General features: G+C 42.0%; 19 protein-coding genes, 2 tRNA genes, 2 rRNA genes and 1 other RNA gene. 22 read left to right on the forward strand and 2 right to left on the reverse strand.

The features are described from left to right. The first annotated feature begins 21 nt into the window (after positions 1-21). The 7 genes from ACVX3R_RS09245 to ACVX3R_RS09275 all read left to right on the forward strand — a co-directional run bounded on the left by ACVX3R_RS09245 (position 22) and on the right by ACVX3R_RS09275 (position 5,937). Positions 22-94, forward strand: a tRNA-Ala gene (locus ACVX3R_RS09245). 123 nt (positions 95-217) lie between these two features. Beyond that, positions 218-3,119 (forward strand): 23S ribosomal RNA (locus ACVX3R_RS09250). 76 nt (positions 3,120-3,195) lie between these two features. Beyond that, positions 3,196-3,311 (forward strand): 5S ribosomal RNA (gene rrf, locus ACVX3R_RS09255). A gap of 5 nt (positions 3,312-3,316) precedes the next feature. After that, positions 3,317-3,390, forward strand: a tRNA-Asn gene (locus ACVX3R_RS09260). A 184-nt stretch (positions 3,391-3,574) separates the two neighbouring features. After that, positions 3,575-3,856 (forward strand): transposase, encoded by a 282-nt coding sequence (locus ACVX3R_RS09265; protein ID WP_458794970.1) that lies wholly within the window; start codon positions 3,575-3,577, stop codon positions 3,854-3,856. Between the two features lie 315 nt (positions 3,857-4,171). Continuing rightward, a complete protein-coding gene (gene comW / locus ACVX3R_RS09270; RefSeq protein WP_458794971.1) occupies positions 4,172-4,408 on the forward strand; it encodes a sigma(X)-activator ComW in 237 nt (78 codons plus the stop codon). A gap of 242 nt (positions 4,409-4,650) precedes the next feature. Then, positions 4,651-5,937: an adenylosuccinate synthase gene (locus ACVX3R_RS09275; protein ID WP_458794972.1), complete on the forward strand. Its 1,287-nt coding sequence runs from the start codon at positions 4,651-4,653 to the stop codon at positions 5,935-5,937. 480 nt (positions 5,938-6,417) lie between these two features. On the opposite strand, the gene ACVX3R_RS09280 is transcribed toward ACVX3R_RS09275, so the two are convergent. Beyond that, entirely contained in the window at positions 6,418-6,963 is a 546-nt protein-coding gene (locus ACVX3R_RS09280) for a hypothetical protein (protein ID WP_458794973.1), read from the reverse strand. Positions 6,964-7,228: 265 nt separating this feature from the next. On the opposite strand from ACVX3R_RS09280, the gene tadA reads away from it, so the two are divergent. The 8 genes from tadA (at position 7,229) to ACVX3R_RS09320 (ending at position 12,525) form a co-directional block, all read left to right on the forward strand. Further along, on the forward strand, positions 7,229-7,696 hold the full coding sequence (tadA, locus tag ACVX3R_RS09285; protein WP_458794974.1) for a tRNA adenosine(34) deaminase TadA: 468 nt from the start codon (positions 7,229-7,231) through the stop codon (positions 7,694-7,696). A 32-nt stretch (positions 7,697-7,728) separates the two neighbouring features. Next, positions 7,729-7,826: signal recognition particle sRNA small type (gene ffs / locus ACVX3R_RS09290), an RNA gene on the forward strand. 56 nt (positions 7,827-7,882) lie between these two features. Further along, entirely contained in the window at positions 7,883-8,326 is a 444-nt protein-coding gene (locus ACVX3R_RS09295) for a dUTP diphosphatase (RefSeq protein WP_000702002.1), read from the forward strand. After that, positions 8,277-8,843, forward strand: a complete 567-nt coding sequence (locus ACVX3R_RS09300; protein ID WP_458794975.1) for a histidine phosphatase family protein — start codon at positions 8,277-8,279, stop codon at positions 8,841-8,843. The genes ACVX3R_RS09295 and ACVX3R_RS09300 overlap by 50 nt, the downstream gene beginning before the upstream one ends. Positions 8,844-8,856: 13 nt before the next feature. Then, positions 8,857-10,218, forward strand: a complete 1,362-nt coding sequence (gene radA, locus ACVX3R_RS09305; protein ID WP_458795691.1) for a DNA repair protein RadA — start codon at positions 8,857-8,859, stop codon at positions 10,216-10,218. A 72-nt stretch (positions 10,219-10,290) separates the two neighbouring features. Beyond that, positions 10,291-10,785 carry a beta-class carbonic anhydrase gene (locus tag ACVX3R_RS09310; protein ID WP_007519434.1) on the forward strand — a complete coding sequence of 165 codons (495 nt, stop codon included), beginning with the start codon at positions 10,291-10,293 and terminating at the stop codon, positions 10,783-10,785. Between the two features lie 214 nt (positions 10,786-10,999). Further along, positions 11,000-11,968: a ribose-phosphate diphosphokinase gene (locus ACVX3R_RS09315; protein WP_084933666.1), complete on the forward strand. Its 969-nt coding sequence runs from the start codon at positions 11,000-11,002 to the stop codon at positions 11,966-11,968. 119 nt (positions 11,969-12,087) lie between these two features. Continuing rightward, on the forward strand, positions 12,088-12,525 hold the full coding sequence (locus ACVX3R_RS09320) for a CoA-binding protein (RefSeq protein ID WP_000076476.1): 438 nt from the start codon (positions 12,088-12,090) through the stop codon (positions 12,523-12,525). A 27-nt stretch (positions 12,526-12,552) separates the two neighbouring features. On the opposite strand, the gene ACVX3R_RS09325 is transcribed toward ACVX3R_RS09320, so the two are convergent. Continuing rightward, positions 12,553-13,563, reverse strand: a complete 1,011-nt coding sequence (locus ACVX3R_RS09325; protein WP_033605809.1) for a YeiH family protein — start codon at positions 13,561-13,563, stop codon at positions 12,553-12,555. A gap of 148 nt (positions 13,564-13,711) precedes the next feature. Here ACVX3R_RS09325 and ACVX3R_RS09330 point away from each other — a divergent pair, with 148 nt between their 5' ends. The 7 genes from ACVX3R_RS09330 to ACVX3R_RS09360 all read left to right on the forward strand — a co-directional run bounded on the left by ACVX3R_RS09330 (position 13,712) and on the right by ACVX3R_RS09360 (position 17,767). Next, the gene (locus ACVX3R_RS09330) at positions 13,712-14,881 is read left to right on the forward strand and encodes a pyridoxal phosphate-dependent aminotransferase (protein ID WP_458794976.1); all 1,170 of its coding nucleotides are present in this window, start codon (positions 13,712-13,714) and stop codon (positions 14,879-14,881) included. Next, positions 14,878-15,648 carry a DNA repair protein RecO gene (gene recO, locus ACVX3R_RS09335; protein ID WP_458794977.1) on the forward strand — a complete coding sequence of 257 codons (771 nt, stop codon included), beginning with the start codon at positions 14,878-14,880 and terminating at the stop codon, positions 15,646-15,648. The genes ACVX3R_RS09330 and recO overlap by 4 nt, the downstream gene beginning before the upstream one ends. Further along, positions 15,645-16,637 carry a phosphate acyltransferase PlsX gene (gene plsX / locus ACVX3R_RS09340; protein ID WP_458794978.1) on the forward strand — a complete coding sequence of 331 codons (993 nt, stop codon included), beginning with the start codon at positions 15,645-15,647 and terminating at the stop codon, positions 16,635-16,637. The genes recO and plsX overlap by 4 nt, the downstream gene beginning before the upstream one ends. Positions 16,638-16,641: 4 nt before the next feature. Continuing rightward, positions 16,642-16,878: an acyl carrier protein gene (locus ACVX3R_RS09345; protein ID WP_458794979.1), complete on the forward strand. Its 237-nt coding sequence runs from the start codon at positions 16,642-16,644 to the stop codon at positions 16,876-16,878. Positions 16,879-17,195: 317 nt separating this feature from the next. Continuing rightward, complete coding sequence (locus ACVX3R_RS09350; RefSeq protein ID WP_458794980.1) at positions 17,196-17,384, forward strand: class IIb bacteriocin, lactobin A/cerein 7B family; 189 nt, start codon at positions 17,196-17,198, stop codon at positions 17,382-17,384. A gap of 17 nt (positions 17,385-17,401) precedes the next feature. Beyond that, the gene (locus ACVX3R_RS09355; RefSeq protein ID WP_084868626.1) at positions 17,402-17,569 is read left to right on the forward strand and encodes a bacteriocin; all 168 of its coding nucleotides are present in this window, start codon (positions 17,402-17,404) and stop codon (positions 17,567-17,569) included. A 9-nt stretch (positions 17,570-17,578) separates the two neighbouring features. Next, entirely contained in the window at positions 17,579-17,767 is a 189-nt protein-coding gene (locus ACVX3R_RS09360) for a hypothetical protein (RefSeq protein WP_458794981.1), read from the forward strand. The last annotated feature ends 223 nt before the right edge of the window (positions 17,768-17,990 follow it).

Below are 17,990 nucleotides of genomic sequence, written 5' to 3' on the forward strand. Positions count from 1 at the left end.
TTTAGTCTTGAGAGGTCTTGTGGGGCCTTAGCTCAGCTGGGAGAGCGCCTGCTTTGCACGCAGGAGGTCAGCGGTTCGATCCCGCTAGGCTCCATTGGTGAGAGATCACCAAGTAATGCACATTGAAAATTGAATATCTATATCAAATAGTAACAAGAAAATAAACCGAAACGCTGTAGTATTAATAAGAGTTACTGACTGAAAGGTCAGAAAATAAGGTTAAGTTAATAAGGGCGCACGGTGGATGCCTTGGCACTAGGAGCCGAAGAAGGACGTGACAAACGACGATATGCCTTGGGTAGCTGTAAGTAAGCGATGATCCAGGGATTTCCGAATGGGGGAACCCAACAGGTACTACCTGTTACCCACATCTGTTAAGGATGTGAGGAGGAAGACGCAGTGAACTGAAACATCTAAGTAGCTGCAGGAAGAGAAAGCAAAAGCGATTGCCTTAGTAGCGGCGAGCGAAACGGCAGGAGGGCAAACCGAAGAGTTTACTCTTCGGGGTTGTAGGACTGCAATGTGGACTCAAAGATTATAGAAGAATGATTTGGGAAGATCAGCCAAAGAGAGTAATAGCCTCGTATTTAAAATAGTCTTTGTACCTAGCAGTATCCTGAGTACGGCGGGACACGAGAAATCCCGTCGGAATCTGGGAGGACCATCTCCCAACCCTAAATACTCCCTAGTGACCGATAGTGAACCAGTACCGTGAGGGAAAGGTGAAAAGCACCCCGGGAGGGGAGTGAAATAGAACCTGAAACCGTGTGCCTACAACAAGTTCGAGCCCGTTAATGGGTGAGAGCGTGCCTTTTGTAGAATGAACCGGCGAGTTACGATATGATGCGAGGTTAAGTTGAAGAGACGGAGCCGTAGGGAAACCGAGTCTGAATAGGGCGCATTAGTATCATGTCGTAGACCCGAAACCATGTGACCTACCCATGAGCAGGTTGAAGGTGCGGTAAGACGCACTGGAGGACCGAACCAGGGCACGTTGAAAAGTGCTTGGATGACTTGTGGGTAGCGGAGAAATTCCAAACGAACTTGGAGATAGCTGGTTCTCTCCGAAATAGCTTTAGGGCTAGCGTCGACATCAAGATTCTTGGAGGTAGAGCACTGTTTGGGTGAGGGGTCCATCCCGGATTACCAATCTCAGATAAACTCCGAATGCCAAAGAATTATGGTCGGCAGTCAGACTGCGAGTGCTAAGATCCGTAGTCGAAAGGGAAACAGCCCAGACCACCAGCTAAGGTCCCAAAATAATTGTTAAGTGGAAAAGGATGTGGGGTTGCACAGACAACTAGGATGTTAGCTTAGAAGCAGCTATTCATTCAAAGAGTGCGTAATAGCTCACTAGTCGAGTGACCCTGCGCCGAAAATGTACCGGGGCTAAAACAATTTACCGAAGCTGTGGATACCTTTATAGGTATGGTAGGAGAGCGTTCTATGTGTGGAGAAGGTGTACCGTGAGGAGCGCTGGAACGCATAGAAGTGAGAATGCCGGTATGAGTAGCGAAAGACAGGTGAGAATCCTGTCCACCGTAAGACTAAGGTTTCCAGGGGAAGGCTCGTCCGCCCTGGGTTAGTCGGGACCTAAGGAGAGACCGAAAGGTGTATCCGATGGACAACAGGTTGATATTCCTGTACTAGAGTATGTAGTGATGGAGGGACGCAGTAGGCTAACTAAAGCAGACGAATGGAAGAGTCTGTCTAAGCAGTGAGGTGTGAATTGAGTCAAATGCTTAATTCTATAACATTGAGCTGTGATGGGGAGCGAAGTTTAGTAGCGAAGTTAGTGACGTCACACTGCCAAGAAAAGCTTCTAGCGTTAAACATACTCTACCCGTACCGCAAACCGACACAGGTAGTCGAGGCGAGTAGCCTCAGGTGAGCGAGAGAACTCTCGTTAAGGAACTCGGCAAAATGACCCCGTAACTTCGGGAGAAGGGGTGCTGACTTTAGGTCAGCCGCAGTGAATAGGCCCAAGCAACTGTTTATCAAAAACACAGCTCTCTGCTAAATCGTAAGATGATGTATAGGGGGTGACGCCTGCCCGGTGCTGGAAGGTTAAGAGGAGTGCTTAGAGGTAACTCGAAGGTATGAATTGAAGCCCCAGTAAACGGCGGCCGTAACTATAACGGTCCTAAGGTAGCGAAATTCCTTGTCGGGTAAGTTCCGACCCGCACGAAAGGCGTAATGATTTGGGCACTGTCTCAACGAGAGACTCGGTGAAATTTTAGTACCTGTGAAGATGCAGGTTACCCGCGACAGGACGGAAAGACCCCATGGAGCTTTACTGCAGTTTGATATTGAGTGTCTGTACCACATGTACAGGATAGGTAGGAGTCTAAGAGATCGGGACGCCAGTTTCGAAGGAGACGTTGTTGGGATACTACCCTTGTGTTATGGCCACTCTAACCCGGATAGGTGATCCCTATCGGAGACAGTGTCTGACGGGCAGTTTGACTGGGGCGGTCGCCTCCTAAAAGGTAACGGAGGCGCCCAAAGGTTCCCTCAGAATGGTTGGAAATCATTCGCAGAGTGTAAAGGTATAAGGGAGCTTGACTGCGAGAGCAACAACTCGAGCAGGGACGAAAGTCGGGCTTAGTGATCCGGTGGTTCCGTATGGAAGGGCCATCGCTCAACGGATAAAAGCTACCCTGGGGATAACAGGCTTATCTCCCCCAAGAGTTCACATCGACGGGGAGGTTTGGCACCTCGATGTCGGCTCGTCGCATCCTGGGGCTGTAGTCGGTCCCAAGGGTTGGGCTGTTCGCCCATTAAAGCGGCACGCGAGCTGGGTTCAGAACGTCGTGAGACAGTTCGGTCCCTATCCGTCGCGGGCGTAGGAAATTTGAGAGGATCTGCTCCTAGTACGAGAGGACCAGAGTGGACTTACCGCTGGTGTACCAGTTGTCTTGCCAAAGGCATCGCTGGGTAGCTATGTAGGGAAGGGATAAACGCTGAAAGCATCTAAGTGTGAAACCCACCTCAAGATGAGATTTCCCATGATTATATATCAGTAAGAGCCCTGAGAGATGATCAGGTAGATAGGTTAGAAGTGGAAGTGTGGCGACACATGTAGCGGACTAATACTAATAGCTCGAGGACTTATCCAAAGTAACTGAGGATACGAAGTGTGAGGTTTACTTGATATTTGATAGATATTCAATTTTGAGTAGGTATTACTCAGAGTTAAGTGACGATAGCCTAGGAGATACACCTGTACCCATGCCGAACACAGTAGTTAAGCCCTAGAACGCCGGAAGTAGTTGGGGGTTGCCCCCTGTGAGATATGGAAGTCGCTTAGCTTTTATCCGCCATAGCTCAGTTGGTAGTAGCGCATGACTGTTAATCATGATGTCGTAGGTTCGAGTCCTACTGGCGGAGTACTGAAAAAACGTTCATTGAACGTTTTTTTTTATTTATGTGACTTTCAGTCCGTCTCGCACCTAGCGGAGCGAGACAAATAAACCACCCGCTATGCGGGTGCGCATCGAAGGTTATACCAAAAAACTCCAAACGCGATACAATGAAGGTGTTCAGTCCAATTGTAAAGCGAAAGGAGAAAAATATGGCACAAAAGGCACATAGTTTATCACACACGAAGTGGATGTGTAAATATCACATTGTGTTCACCCCTAAGTATAGACGAAAAATCATTTATAATCAATATCGAAGTAGTTTGGGAGAAATATTCCACCGATTATGTAGTTATAGAAGTGCACTTATGATGTTTGACAAACACGCCAACCTCAAGTACAAGTTTGGGAACCGACATTTTTGGCATGATATAGCATTAGATAAATTGAGTGTAAAAGAATATGAGGATCTCTTTAGGGATAGTGGTAAGTAGTAGCAAGGCCTCTTTAAGAGGCAAGTGACGAGTCAAGAACAATGAGGCTTGAACAACGTGAAAGCCAGCGTCTTTAGGCGCTGGCTGGTAATTTGGGCTTATAGCCCTGGTGCAAACCACCCGTTAGACGGGTGGTTATGATTTATAAGTGGAGTAGATAGTTGAAAATCTAAATCTTAGTTTTTGTACCTATAATTACATCTTTATTTTACTTTTAGTTTGTTTAGCTTTAAATTCTTCATTTATAGGATTTGAAGTTTTTTTAGTTTATATTTTTGTTAGACTAGTGTTACTAATAAGAAAGGGAATTTTTATATGCTTCAAAAATTTTATGAACGAGCATTTGTCTTTTTGAAACTAGTTGAACAAGAATATGCCTCTTTAGGTCAGAGTTGTGCAGAGTGGGAATCACTTCATCTTCGGTTTTTACTATATTACTTAATCCGATTTAAAATAAAAAGTGATAGGGACTTTTCACTATATCACTTTAAAACAGCTTATCGTCTATATCTGGATAAATTCCTGCAAGGTGGTACAACTCTTATCCGATAAGAAACTCATAAATCATATATCACGAACAATAATCTGTATTGATTTTATATTTTGTAGGATTTTATTTAATTTTTAAGGTTTTGAATTTTGTTATTTACAGAAATTCCAAATCTTTTCTACTGTTTCTTCTTGATAAAATAGTGTTTTTTTCTTATAATAAATTGTAAGATATAATTGCGGGTGAAATTCCTGCCATGTATATGAGAAAGGACGAGCTTCTAGTAGCTCAGACGAATTTTATTATGACTTCAGTTGTTGTTGTAGGTACCCAATGGGGTGATGAAGGTAAAGGGAAAATTACAGATTTTCTTTCAGCTAATGCAGAGGTAATTGCTCGTTATCAGGGTGGTGATAATGCTGGTCACACGATTGTGATTGATGGTAAAAAATTTAAGTTGCACTTGATTCCATCTGGAATTTTCTTTCCTGAAAAAATCTCTGTTATTGGCAATGGGATGGTCGTGAACCCAAAATCTCTTGTGAAAGAGTTGAGCTATCTTCATGATGAAGGTGTGACAACTGATAACTTGCGTATTTCTGATCGTGCGCATGTTATTTTGCCTTACCACATTGAGTTGGATCGCTTGCAAGAAGAAGCTAAGGGTGATAATAAGATTGGTACTACAATAAAGGGAATTGGTCCAGCATATATGGACAAAGCTGCTCGTGTTGGAATTCGTATTGCGGATCTCTTGGATAAAGAGATTTTTCGTGAGCGTTTAGAACGCAATCTTGCGGAAAAGAATCGTTTGTTTGAAAAATTATATGATAGCACCCCTATTTCAGTTGATGATATTTTTGAAGAATACTATGAGTATGGTCAACAAATCAAGCAATATGTGACAGATACATCCGTTATCTTGAACGATGCACTTGATAACGGCAAACGTGTGCTGTTTGAAGGTGCACAAGGTGTCATGTTGGACATTGACCAAGGGACTTATCCATTTGTTACTTCTTCAAACCCTGTCGCTGGTGGTGTGACAATTGGGTCTGGTGTTGGTCCAAGTAAGATTGACAAGGTTGTAGGTGTTTGTAAAGCCTATACGAGTCGTGTAGGGGACGGACCTTTCCCAACTGAATTGTTTGATGAAGTGGGAGATCGCATCCGTGAAGTAGGTCATGAATACGGTACAACAACTGGCCGTCCACGTCGTGTAGGTTGGTTTGACTCAGTTGTGATGCGTCACAGCCGTCGTGTATCTGGGATTACCAATCTTTCATTGAACTCTATTGATGTTTTGAGCGGTTTGGATACTGTGAAAATCTGTGTGGCCTATGATCTTGATGGTCAACGTATTGATTACTATCCTGCTAGTCTTGAGCAGTTGAAACGCTGCAAGCCAATCTACGAGGAATTGCCAGGTTGGTCAGAAGATATCACTGGAGTCCGTAATTTAGAAGACCTTCCTGAGAATGCACGTAACTATGTTCGTCGTGTAAGCGAGTTGGTTGGGGTTCGTATTTCTACTTTCTCAGTAGGTCCTGATCGTGAACAAACTAATATTTTAGAAAGTGTTTGGTCATAGGAGATTTTTAAGATTAGTTTAAGATAGGTCGGGTATACTATAGACAGTTACAAGAAGACCTCCTAACTTGTTGTAACAAATATCCTAAACTTTTCTTTTTCATAATAATCTCCCTATTAAGTCACCGCATTCGGTGGCTTTTTTAGTTCATAAGTCCTATATAGGCTTCTACATGACTTTTTAAGATAAAGAAAAAAACAGTGGGACAGAAATCTGTAGACCAAGTCTTAATTTGATAGACCTAGAACTTCATGGTTTCAACAATTCGGTAGATTGGTTAAGGTTGTGGATAGAGAAAGGAAGTTTTATTCAAAGGAGCTTTTGAATTTTAAAATACCAACAAACAGTTTAATCTACTAATAAATTATAGGTGTACAACTAAGCAAAAATGAGGTTGGGATTTTTGATCCCAGCCTCTTCAGTGAACTATTTTCTTTAGAATTTATAAGTTAGATAAAATTAAATTTTTTGTAAATTAGCTTATTTGATAACTTGGTTTCCTGATTTGTCATTTTGAATTTGGTTCATTTCGTGCATAAAAACATCTGCTTTCAGTTTATCTGTGATGATACTGACACTTATTAGCTTATTTAGATTTTTCTCATATCCTTCTAAAAAAATAGGATTTCTAATTTTCATGGTTAACTTTGCACAATTAAAGGGACGCTTTTTAATGGTTATTTGTTCGATATCTTGAAGTTTAAATTGATAATGTAATACGCTGAGGCCTCTGCTACTATAGGTATAATACTGAACAGTATTGTTTTTATGAACTTCTAATTTTACTCCATTTATGAAGAGATAATACCCCATAAACCATAGAAGAAGTGGAGTATAAATCAGTACGATTGCTATAATAATCTTGTCTGTAAAATCGGTATTATAAGCTATCAGATGCTTTAGAATCCAGAGAATCATAACAGATAAAGATATCATGAATGGTCCCCCTGCTCTATTAAATTGATTTTTATATGGAAACATTAAGGTAAATTTTGGTTTATCCAGTAATAACTCTAATTTCATCATTTACCCTTTCATATTGTTTATTGTATAAATTTCAGTATATTCATTTTTTGAACTTTCTATGTCAGTTATCTCCATTATTTTAAGTTCATGATTTCTGATTTTCTATCAATTTTGTTAATATTATACTCTTTTTAAAACATTATTTCTATAATCCAGCGATTTGATAATATCTAAAGTTAGTCAGTGTAAATATTATAGAGCTCTTTTTTTGTCTAGGAAAACATGCTATAATGATAGAATTGATAAGCAGGAAAAGAGAGAAACTATGGATTATACAGTTGAAGAAAAAGAATGCTTCATGAAAGAGGCTTTGAGAGAGGCAGAAATTGCTCTGGAACACGATGAAATTCCAATTGGTTGTGTGATTGTCAAGGATGGAGAAATCATTGGTAGGGGGCATAATGCGCGCGAGGAGTTGCAACGGGCGGTTATGCATGCGGAAATTATGGCTATAGAGAATGCGAACCTGAGTGAGGAGAGTTGGCGCTTGCTGGATTGCACGCTTTTTGTGACCATTGAGCCGTGTGTCATGTGTAGTGGGGCGATTGGGCTTGCCCGTATTCCAAATGTGGTCTATGGGGCTAAAAACCAGAAATTTGGCGCTGCTGGGAGTTTGTACGATATCTTGACAGATGAGCGTCTCAACCATCGTGTAGAGGTTGAAACGGGAATTTTGGAAGATGAATGCGCAGCTATTATGCAGGACTTTTTTAGAAATAGACGGAAAAAATAATTTTTCTTTTAAAATGAATAGGAATGTGATATAATAAATAGTGGAGCAACAGTTCTGCGTGAAGCGGGTCAGGGGAGGAATCCAGCAGCCCTAAGCGATTTGAATTGTGTGCTCTTTTTTTCGTGCTTTTTCCGAATAAATAAGATAGAATAATCTAGAATAAATGATAATAGAAAAGAGAAGAATATGAAAATTCGTGGTTTTGAATTGGTTTCTACTTTTACAGATGAAAATTTGTTGCCCAAGCGTGAGACAGCGCATGCGGCTGGTTACGACTTAAAGGTTGCTGTGCGTACGGTTATTGCGCCAGGAGAGATTGTCTTGGTTCCGACAGGGGTTAAGGCTTATATGCAGCCGACTGAGGTTCTCTATCTCTATGATCGCTCTTCAAATCCTCGTAAGAAGGGTCTGGTTTTGATTAACTCTGTGGGGGTCATTGATGGGGATTATTATGGAAATCCTGGGAATGAAGGGCATATTTTTGCTCAGATGAAGAATATCACAGACCAAGAGGTTGTTCTTGAAGTTGGAGAACGTGTGGTCCAGGCTGTCTTTGCTCCTTTCTTAATTGCAGATGGAGATGCGGCAGACGGTGTTCGGACTGGTGGATTTGGATCGACTGGTCACTAGGATGAAGATTATCTTTATACGTCACGGGGAGCCAGATTATTGTGAGTTAGAGGAGCGTTCTTATACGGGATTTGGGATAGATTTGGCGCCCTTGTCTGAGAAGGGACGGCAACAAGCCCAGAAATTGTGCACCAATCCTTTACTCTCTTCAGCAGAAATAATCATATCTTCTGCAGTCACAAGAGCTTTAGAAACGGCTTCTTATGTGGTTTATGCTACGGGACTTCCTTTAAGAGTGGAGCCATTATTGCATGAATGGCAGGTCTATGAAAGTGGCACAGATAATTTTGAAAAAGCTCGTACTATGTTTCTAGAAAATAAGGGGGAGTTTCTTCCTAATAGTTCTATTCAATATGAGACAGCTGCGGAGATGAAGTCTCGTTTTCTAGAATGTATGACTAAGTATCGAGATTACCAGACCGTGATAGTGGTAACTCACAACATGCTCATGCGCCAGTTTGTGCCAAATGAGAAAATTGATTTTTGCCAAGTGATTGAGTGTGAGTTAGAGATATAGAAAGAGGTTTATCATCGCAAAGAAAAAAGCGACATTTGTATGTCAAAATTGTGGGTATAATTCCCCTAAATATCTGGGACGATGCCCCAACTGTGGGTCTTGGTCTTCTTTTGTAGAAGAGGTTGAGGTTGCCGAGGTCAAGAATGCGCGTGTGTCCTTGACAGGTGAGAAAACCAAGCCTATGAAACTGGCTGAGGTGACTTCTATCAATGTCAATCGAACCAAGACGGAGATGGAGGAATTCAACCGTGTGCTTGGAGGCGGAGTGGTACCAGGCAGTCTTGTCCTCATCGGTGGGGATCCTGGGATTGGGAAATCAACGCTTCTCCTACAAGTCTCAACCCAGTTGTCTCAAGTGGGAACGGTTCTCTATGTCAGTGGGGAGGAGTCTGCCCAGCAAATCAAGCTACGAGCAGAGCGCTTGGGAGATATCGATAGCGAGTTTTATCTCTATGCAGAGACCAATATGCAGAGCGTTCGATCTGAGGTGGAGCGCATCCAACCAGATTTTCTCATCATCGACTCTATCCAGACGATTATGTCTCCTGAGATTTCAGGGGTACAAGGATCTGTGTCTCAAGTCCGTGAGGTGACTGCTGAGCTCATGCAGCTGGCCAAAACTAATAACATTGCCATCTTTATCGTAGGTCATGTGACCAAGGAAGGAACCTTGGCTGGTCCACGTATGTTGGAACATATGGTGGATACGGTGCTTTACTTTGAAGGGGAGCGCCACCATACTTTTCGTATTTTGAGAGCGGTCAAAAACCGTTTTGGCTCCACTAATGAGATTGGGATTTTTGAGATGCAGTCGGGTGGATTGGTTGAGGTACTCAATCCGAGTCAAGTTTTCCTAGAGGAGCGTTTGGACGGGGCTACTGGCTCGTCAATCGTTGTGACCATGGAAGGGACCCGTCCGATTTTGGCGGAGGTCCAGGCTTTGGTAACACCAACCATGTTTGGAAATGCTAAGCGCACAACGACAGGACTTGATTTCAATCGTGCTAGTCTGATTATGGCTGTTTTAGAAAAACGGGCAGGGCTTCTCTTGCAAAATCAGGATGCCTATCTCAAATCTGCTGGTGGTGTGAAATTGGATGAGCCTGCCATTGACTTAGCCGTTGCAGTGGCTATTGCCTCTAGTTACAAGGACAAGCCTACCAACCCTCAGGAATGTTTTGTGGGTGAACTGGGCTTGACCGGAGAAATTCGACGCGTGAATCGTATCGAACAACGCATCAATGAAGCTGCAAAACTGGGTTTTACCAAGATTTATGTACCCAAGAATTCCTTGACAGGAATCACTCCGCCCAAGAAAATTCAGGTGATTGGTGTGACTACCATTCAGGAGGTTTTGAAAAAGGTCTTTGCATAATCCGTGACAAATCTTCTTAAAAATGATAAGATAGGAGAAATATTTGGCTATCAAATTTTCAAGGAGGGAATCGTGTCGTATTTTGAACAGTTTATGCAAGCCAATCAGGCTTATGTTGCCCTACACGGACAGTTAAATCTGCCAATCAAACCCAAAACCAGAGTGGCTATTGTGACCTGCATGGACTCACGTCTGCACGTTGCGCAAGCTCTAGGTTTGGCACTTGGAGATGCACATATCTTGCGGAATGCGGGTGGTCGAGTAACTGAAGACATGATTCGTTCACTGGTGATTTCCCAGCAACAAATGGGGACTAGAGAGATTGTAGTGCTTCACCATACAGACTGTGGAGCTCAAACCTTTCAAAATGAAAGTTTTCATGAACAGTTGAAACATGAGCTCGGAGTTGATGTGTCTGACCAAGATTTTCTACCATTCCAGGATGTTGAAGAGAGTGTGAGAGAGGATATGCAATTGCTTCGAGAATCTCCACTGATTCCTGATGATGTGGTTATTTCAGGTGCTGTCTATGATGTGGATACAGGAAGTATGAGAGAAGTATACTAACTTTGTCTCGAAAAAATTTCATCCTAGCATAAAATCGATTGTTAAAATGTAGGATTTTTAGTTTTAATATAGCTAATATAAAATAGTATAAAACAAGGGTATAAATGTTTACTCTTGTTTTATTTTTGATTGAAAAATAAAGGGAAAAGCGTTACAATGGTAGATGGAAAATGTTGTGTAAAAAACAAGTGATACATAAATACCGGAGGAAATCATGTCTTTTTCTGATTTAAAGCTGTTTGCCCTTTCTTCTAATAGAGAATTGGCAGAGCGTGTGGCGCAAGAAATTGGGATAGAGTTGGGGAAATCGACTGTTCGCCAATTTTCAGATGGAGAGATTCAGGTCAACATCGAAGAATCAATCCGTGGAAAACACGTCTTTATCCTACAATCAACTAGTTCACCTGTAAATGATAATTTACTTGAAATTTTGATTATGGTGGATGCCTTGAAGCGTGCTAGTGCAGAATCTGTCAACGTTGTTATGCCTTACTATGGCTATGCACGTCAGGATAGAAAAGCGCGCGCGCGTGAGCCAATCACTTCAAAACTTGTCGCAAATATGCTTGAAGTAGCTGGAGTGGATCGTTTGTTAACGATTGATTTGCACGCTGCGCAGATTCAGGGATTCTTTGATATTCCTGTAGATCACTTGATGGGTGCTCCATTGATTGCGGACTATTTTGAACGTCGTGGCATGGTTGGATCTGACTACGTGGTTGTCAGCCCAGACCATGGTGGGGTGACTCGTGCTCGTAAATTGGCAGAGTTTTTGAAAACTCCAATTGCGATTATTGACAAACGCCGTAGTGTAGACAAGATGAATACCAGTGAAGTGATGAATATTATCGGTAAAGTAGAAGGTAAGACTTGTATCTTGATTGACGATATGATCGATACAGCTGGAACTATTTGTCATGCGGCGGATGCTCTTGCTGAAGCAGGTGCTGTTGAAGTATATGCAAGCTGTACGCACCCAGTACTTTCTGGTCCTGCTATGGATAATATCCAAAAATCAGCTATTAAAAAATTGGTTGTTTTGGATACCATCTACCTGCCAGAAGAGCGTTTGATTGATAAGATTGAACAGATCTCTATTGCCCACCTCTTAGGAGATGCCATCGTTCGTATCCACGAAAAACGTCCTCTTTCTCCATTATTTAGTATCGAGAAAAAAATCTAAACTTTCACTTGAAATAGATAGTTCTCCTAGCAAGTTTCTTTTCTTGCTAGGAGATTTTTATAGTCAAAATATGCAAGCCTTTTCAAAATGTGCTATACTGATGAAAAAGGAGGATTTCTATGAGTCAAGAATTTATCAATCCAAGTGATGGTGTGATTCGTCAGTATCTGGCAACCAGTAAAACATTAGCAGTAGTGGGTTTGTCCGATCGTGAAGAAACAACTAGCAATCGAGTGACCAAGGAAATGCAGGCTCGGGGCTATAAAATCATTCCAGTTAATCCCAAGGCTGCAGGTGGGGAAATCTTGGGAGAAAAGGCTTATGCGAGTCTAGCTGAGATTCCTTTTCCAGTGGATATTGTCAATGTATATCGACGGAGCGAGTTTTTACCAGATGTGGCGCGTGATTTTCTCAAGGCTGATGCCAAGATTTTTTGGGCGCAATTAGGACTTGAAAATCTAGAAGCGGAAGAAATCTTGCGTGCTGGAGGATGCGATGACATCGTGATGAATCGCTGTATCAAGAGAGAACATACTCGCTTAATTCTTGAGAAATAAAAAGGTAGCCATGGGCTACCTTTTGTGTTATAAAGTACCAATCAATGCTTGCATACCAAGACTGGTGAGGATGATAGCAATCCAGCAAAGAGCTCCGAGGACAATAGATTTGCCACTGGATCTAACCATGGCAATCAGATTGGTTTTGAGACCGATAGCACTCATGGCCATGATGATAAAGAATTTAGAGAGTTGTTTGAGAGGGGTAAAGAAGCTACTAGACACACCGAGAGAGGTGAGAAGAGTCGTTAAGAGAGAGGCCAGGATAAAATAAAGGATAAAAAGTGGGAAAACTTTTTTTAGTTGTACGCCTTGCTTATTCTCTTGCTGGCGACTTTGCCAGTAGGAGAGGAAGAGAGTGATGGGAATGATCGCTAAGGTGCGCGTGAGTTTAACAATGGTTGCAGACTCGAGGGTATTGGTCTGGTAAAGACTGTCCCAAGCACTAGCTGTGGCCGTTACAGAAGAAGTATCATTGACCGCAGTTCCTGCAAAGAGAGCAAAGCCGTCATTGGATAGATGAAGCCAGGTTCCTAGAGTTGGAAAGATGAGCGCAGCCAAGATATTGAAGAAAAAGATAACGGAAATGGCTTGGGCAACTTCTTTTTCCTTGGCATGGATAACGGGCGCTGTCGCAGCAATGGCAGAGCCACCACAGATAGAAGACCCCACTCCAATCAAGGTAGCCAGTTTTGTGTCTAGTGCAAAGAAACGCTGGAAGAGGTAGGCGACAATCAAGGAAATTGAAATCGTTGATAGGATGACAGGGAGTGAAGTTTGTCCGACTGCAAAGACTTGCGAGATATTGAGACCAAAACCAAGCAAGATAACAGCATACTGGAGTAATTTTTTGGAACTAAAGGTCAAACCTGCATCTAGTTGTTTGTAGGGCGAGAGCCAGGGGTGTAGGAGCATTCCTATAAAGATTGCAAAAACGGGTGCACCCACGACGGGGAAAAGTCCTCCTAGAAACCAAGAAATGATAGAAATGAGAAGGCAGGCCAAGATGCCTGCTCCATTTTTTGATAGAAATGACATAAAAACCTCCAATCATAATCTGTTACCATTATAGACCTGTAAACAGGAAAAGTAAAATAGAAAGTGGAAAGATATTATATAATGTATTTTTGCGGTCGGGGGGCTTTTGTAGTATAATAGAGATACGTTTTGAGAGTAGGAGGTATCTATGGACTTAACTAAGCGCTTTAATAAACAATTAGATAAGATTCAAGTTTCGTTGATTCGCCAGTTTGACCAGGCTATTTCGGAGATTCCTGGGGTCCTGCGTTTGACCTTGGGGGAACCTGATTTTACAACGCCAGATCATGTTAAGGAAGCGGCTAAGCGGGCCATCGACCAGAACCAATCCTACTATACAGGGATGAGTGGTCTGTTAACATTACGTCAGGCAGCCAGTGATTTTGTAAAAGAAAAATACCAGCTAGATTACAATCCTGAAAATGAGATCTTGGTTACAATTGGGGCGACAGAGGCTTTATCGGCTACTTTGACAGCTATTTTGGAAGAGGGAGATAAGGTGCTCTTGCCAGCTCCTGCCTATCCAGGCTATGAACCAATTGTCAATCTAGTTGGGGCAGAGGTTGTCGAGATTGACACGACTGAAAATGGTTTTGTCTTGACTCCTGAAATGTTGGAAAAGGCCATTTTGGAGCAAGGCGACAAGCTCAAGGCGGTCATTCTCAACTATCCAGCCAATCCGACAGGAATTACCTATAGTCGGGAGCAGTTGGAAGCCTTGGCGGACGTTTTACGCAAGTATGAGATTTTCGTTGTCTGTGATGAGGTTTACTCAGAATTAACCTATACAGGCGAAGCCCATGTATCTTTGGGAACTATGCTGAGAGATCAGGCTATTATTATCAATGGTTTATCTAAGTCTCATGCTATGACAGGTTGGCGTTTAGGCTTTATCTTTGCTCCTGTGGCCTTTACAGCTCAGTTAATCAAGAGTCACCAGTACTTGGTAACTGCCGCAAACACTATGGCTCAACATGCTGCGGTGGAGGCTTTGACGGCGGGTAAAAACGACGCGGAGCCTATGAAGAAGGAGTACATCCAGCGTCGTGATTATATTATCGAGAAAATGACTGCTCTTGGTTTTGAGATTATTAAACCAGACGGTGCCTTCTATATCTTTGCTAAGATTCCTGCTGGCTACAATCAAGATTCCTTTGCTTTTCTGAAGGATTTTGCTCAGAAGAAGGCTGTTGCCTTTATCCCTGGTGACGCCTTTGGACGCTACGGAGAAGGCTATGTTCGCCTATCTTATGCAGCTAGCATGGAGACTATCAAAGAAGCCATGAAACGACTTGAGGAGTACATGAGAGAAGCATGATTCAGTCTATCACGAGTCAAGGCTTGGTGCTCTACAATCGTAATTTTCGTGAGGATGACAAGTTAGTCAAGATTTTTACCGAGCAGGCTGGCAAGCGCATGTTTTTCGTCAAACACGCTGGTCAGTCCAAACTAGCTCCGGTTATTCAGCCCTTGGTGTTGGCGCGATTTCTCTTACGAATCAATGATGATGGGCTCAGCTATATCGAGGACTACCATGAGGTGATGACCTTTCCTAAGATTAATAGTGATCTTTTTGTCATGGCCTATGCAACCTATGTGGCTGCTCTTGCAGATGCTAGTTTGCAGGATAATCAGCAGGATGCTCCCTTGTTTGCTTTTTTACAAAAGACTTTGGAGTTGATGGAAGCAGGATTGGATTATCAGGTTTTGACCAATATTTTTGAAATTCAAATCTTGACCCGATTTGGGATTAGCCTTAATTTTAATGAGTGTGTCTTTTGCCATCGGATCGGTCAGGCTTTTGACTTTTCTTTCAAATATGGAGCCTGCCTCTGCCCAGAGCATTATCATGAAGATGAGAGACGTTGCCATCTGAATCCCAATATCCCTTATCTTCTCAATCAATTTCAAGCCATTGATTTTGAGACTTTGGAGACCATTTCGCTCAAGCCTGAAATCAAGCAAGACTTGCGCAAGTTTATAGACCAAATCTACGAAGAGTATGTTGGAATTCACCTAAAATCAAAGAAATTTATTGATTCCCTAGCAGACTGGGGGCAATTACTAAAAGAGGAAGACAAATGAAAAAAATTGCAGTAGATGCTATGGGGGGCGATTATGCACCTCAAGCTATCGTTGAGGGTGTCAATCAAGCCCTGGCTGACTTTTCAGATATTGAGGTTCAACTCTATGGAGACGAAAGCAAAATCAAGCAATATCTAACAGCGACAGAACGTGTCAGCATTATCCATACGGATGAGAAGATTGATTTTGATGATGAACCTACAAAAGCTATTCGTAAGAAGAAAAATGCCAGTATGGTATTAGCGGCTAAGGCAGTCAAAGAAGGAGAGGCAGACGCTGTCCTCTCGGCTGGGAATACAGGTGCCTTATTGGCTGCAGGATTCTTCATTGTAGGTCGTATCAAGAATATCGACCGTCCTGGACTCATGTCGACCTTACCGACCATTGATGGCAAAGGCTTTGACATGCTAGACCTTGGAGCCAATGCTGAAAATACGGCCCATCATCTGCACCAATACGCTGTTTTGGGTTCCTTTTATGCGAAAAATGTTCGTGGGATTTTGAGACCACGTGTTGGTTTGCTCAATAATGGAACAGAGAGTAGCAAGGGTGATCCCCTTCGTAAGGAAACCTACGCCTTGCTGGCAGCTGATGAAAGCTTGAATTTTGTCGGAAACGTGGAAGCGCGTGATTTGATGAATGGCGTTGCGGATGTTGTTGTGGCAGATGGTTTCACGGGAAACGCTGTGCTCAAATCTATTGAGGGGACAGCCATGGGTATCATGGGCTTGCTTAAGACAGCTATCACAGGTGGTGGTCTTCGAGCGAAACTAGGTGCTCTTCTTCTCAAGGATAGCCTTAAAGGTTTGAAAAAGCAACTCAACTATTCAGATGTTGGTGGAGCAGTCTTGTTTGGTGTTAAGGCACCGGTTGTCAAGACTCATGGCTCAAGTGACGCAAAGGCTGTGTATAGTACGATTCGCCAGATTCGTACCATGCTAGAAACAGACGTAGTTGCCCAGACTGCGCGTGAATTTTCAGGAGAATAAAAAGATGACAGAAAAAGAAATTTTTGACCGTATTGTAACCATTATCCAAGAGCGACAGGGAGAGGACTTTGTCGTAACAGAGGCCTTGAGTTTGAAAGATGAACTAGATGCGGACTCAGTGGACTTGATGGAGTTCGTCTTGACACTAGAAGATGAATTCGGAATTGAAATCAGTGATGAGGAAATTGACCAACTGCAAAGTGTAGGAGATGTTGTAGCAGTTGTCAAAAGTAAAGAATAGCAAAAAGCAACATGATTTGCATGTTGCTTTTTTGTTTGTAGAAAAAAGAAAAATTTTTAGTAGAAATTGCGAATAAAGAGATGAGAAAGATAAAAGGAGGAGTGTTTATGTATGTGACTGGTCTTTATCCGTGGTTTATTAAGTGGTTTTTAAAATAAAAATGAATGAGTTGTTCATTTTCGAATTGTTTTTCGAATAGATAGGTAAGGAAAAAGGGAAGGAGAGAAGAAAATGATTTCAGTAATTTACCCAATCTGGCTATTTAAGTGGCTTAGAGGTTAAAGATTAAATATACAGAAAAAATAAGGAGAAAACAAATGACAAATTTTGACAACATGGAACAGAACTTTGTAGCTCTTACAGAAGAAGAGTTGACGGATGTGAATGGAGGAGCATGGCCGATTGTAGCCTGGGTGCTTGCTAATCCTGTGACAGCAGCTAAAATTGCTGGTGGAATTACTGCAGCAGGAATTGCAGGTTATAATTATGTGACGAGTAGATGGTAATAGAAGGAGGAGATGATATGGAAAAATCTATTTTAAAATTTGAAACAATGACTGATACGGACTTGCAGGAAATTCAAGGGGGAGCCTTTCCCCTTCTTATCCCTGTGGCAGTCGGTTTTGTAAAAGGTTTTGTATATACAGGTGGAGCTATTTTAACAACTCGAGCACTCTTGTCAGGTAAATAGGAGTCTACCATGAAAAAATTCTTATTAGGATTTGCTGAGGGATATTTTATTGTATCACTCATTATCTACATCGCAACGTATTTGATTTTGAAAAAACCGCTCAATACCTTGTTTTATCCAGAAACTTATCCGATTCTACTTGGTTTGTTTTATCTAGGATACAAGTACAAAACAACAGAAAGTAAGATAGGAAATTGATTGACCATCAGATTGGAGTTTGAGATGAAAGTCGTTCAGTTACTACAAAAAGCTTGGCCAGAGTTTATTGTATTGTTTAGCTCAATGGCTTATCTAATGATTAGAATCGTAGCTGATGTAAACAGAATAAATCTACCTACATGGTTTGAATATTTTGACATACCTACGACTTCATTATTCTTGATGACCTTTATCTCGCTTCATAGAAATATCATTTCAGAAT

This window comes from Streptococcus sp. 517s (assembly GCF_054445985.1).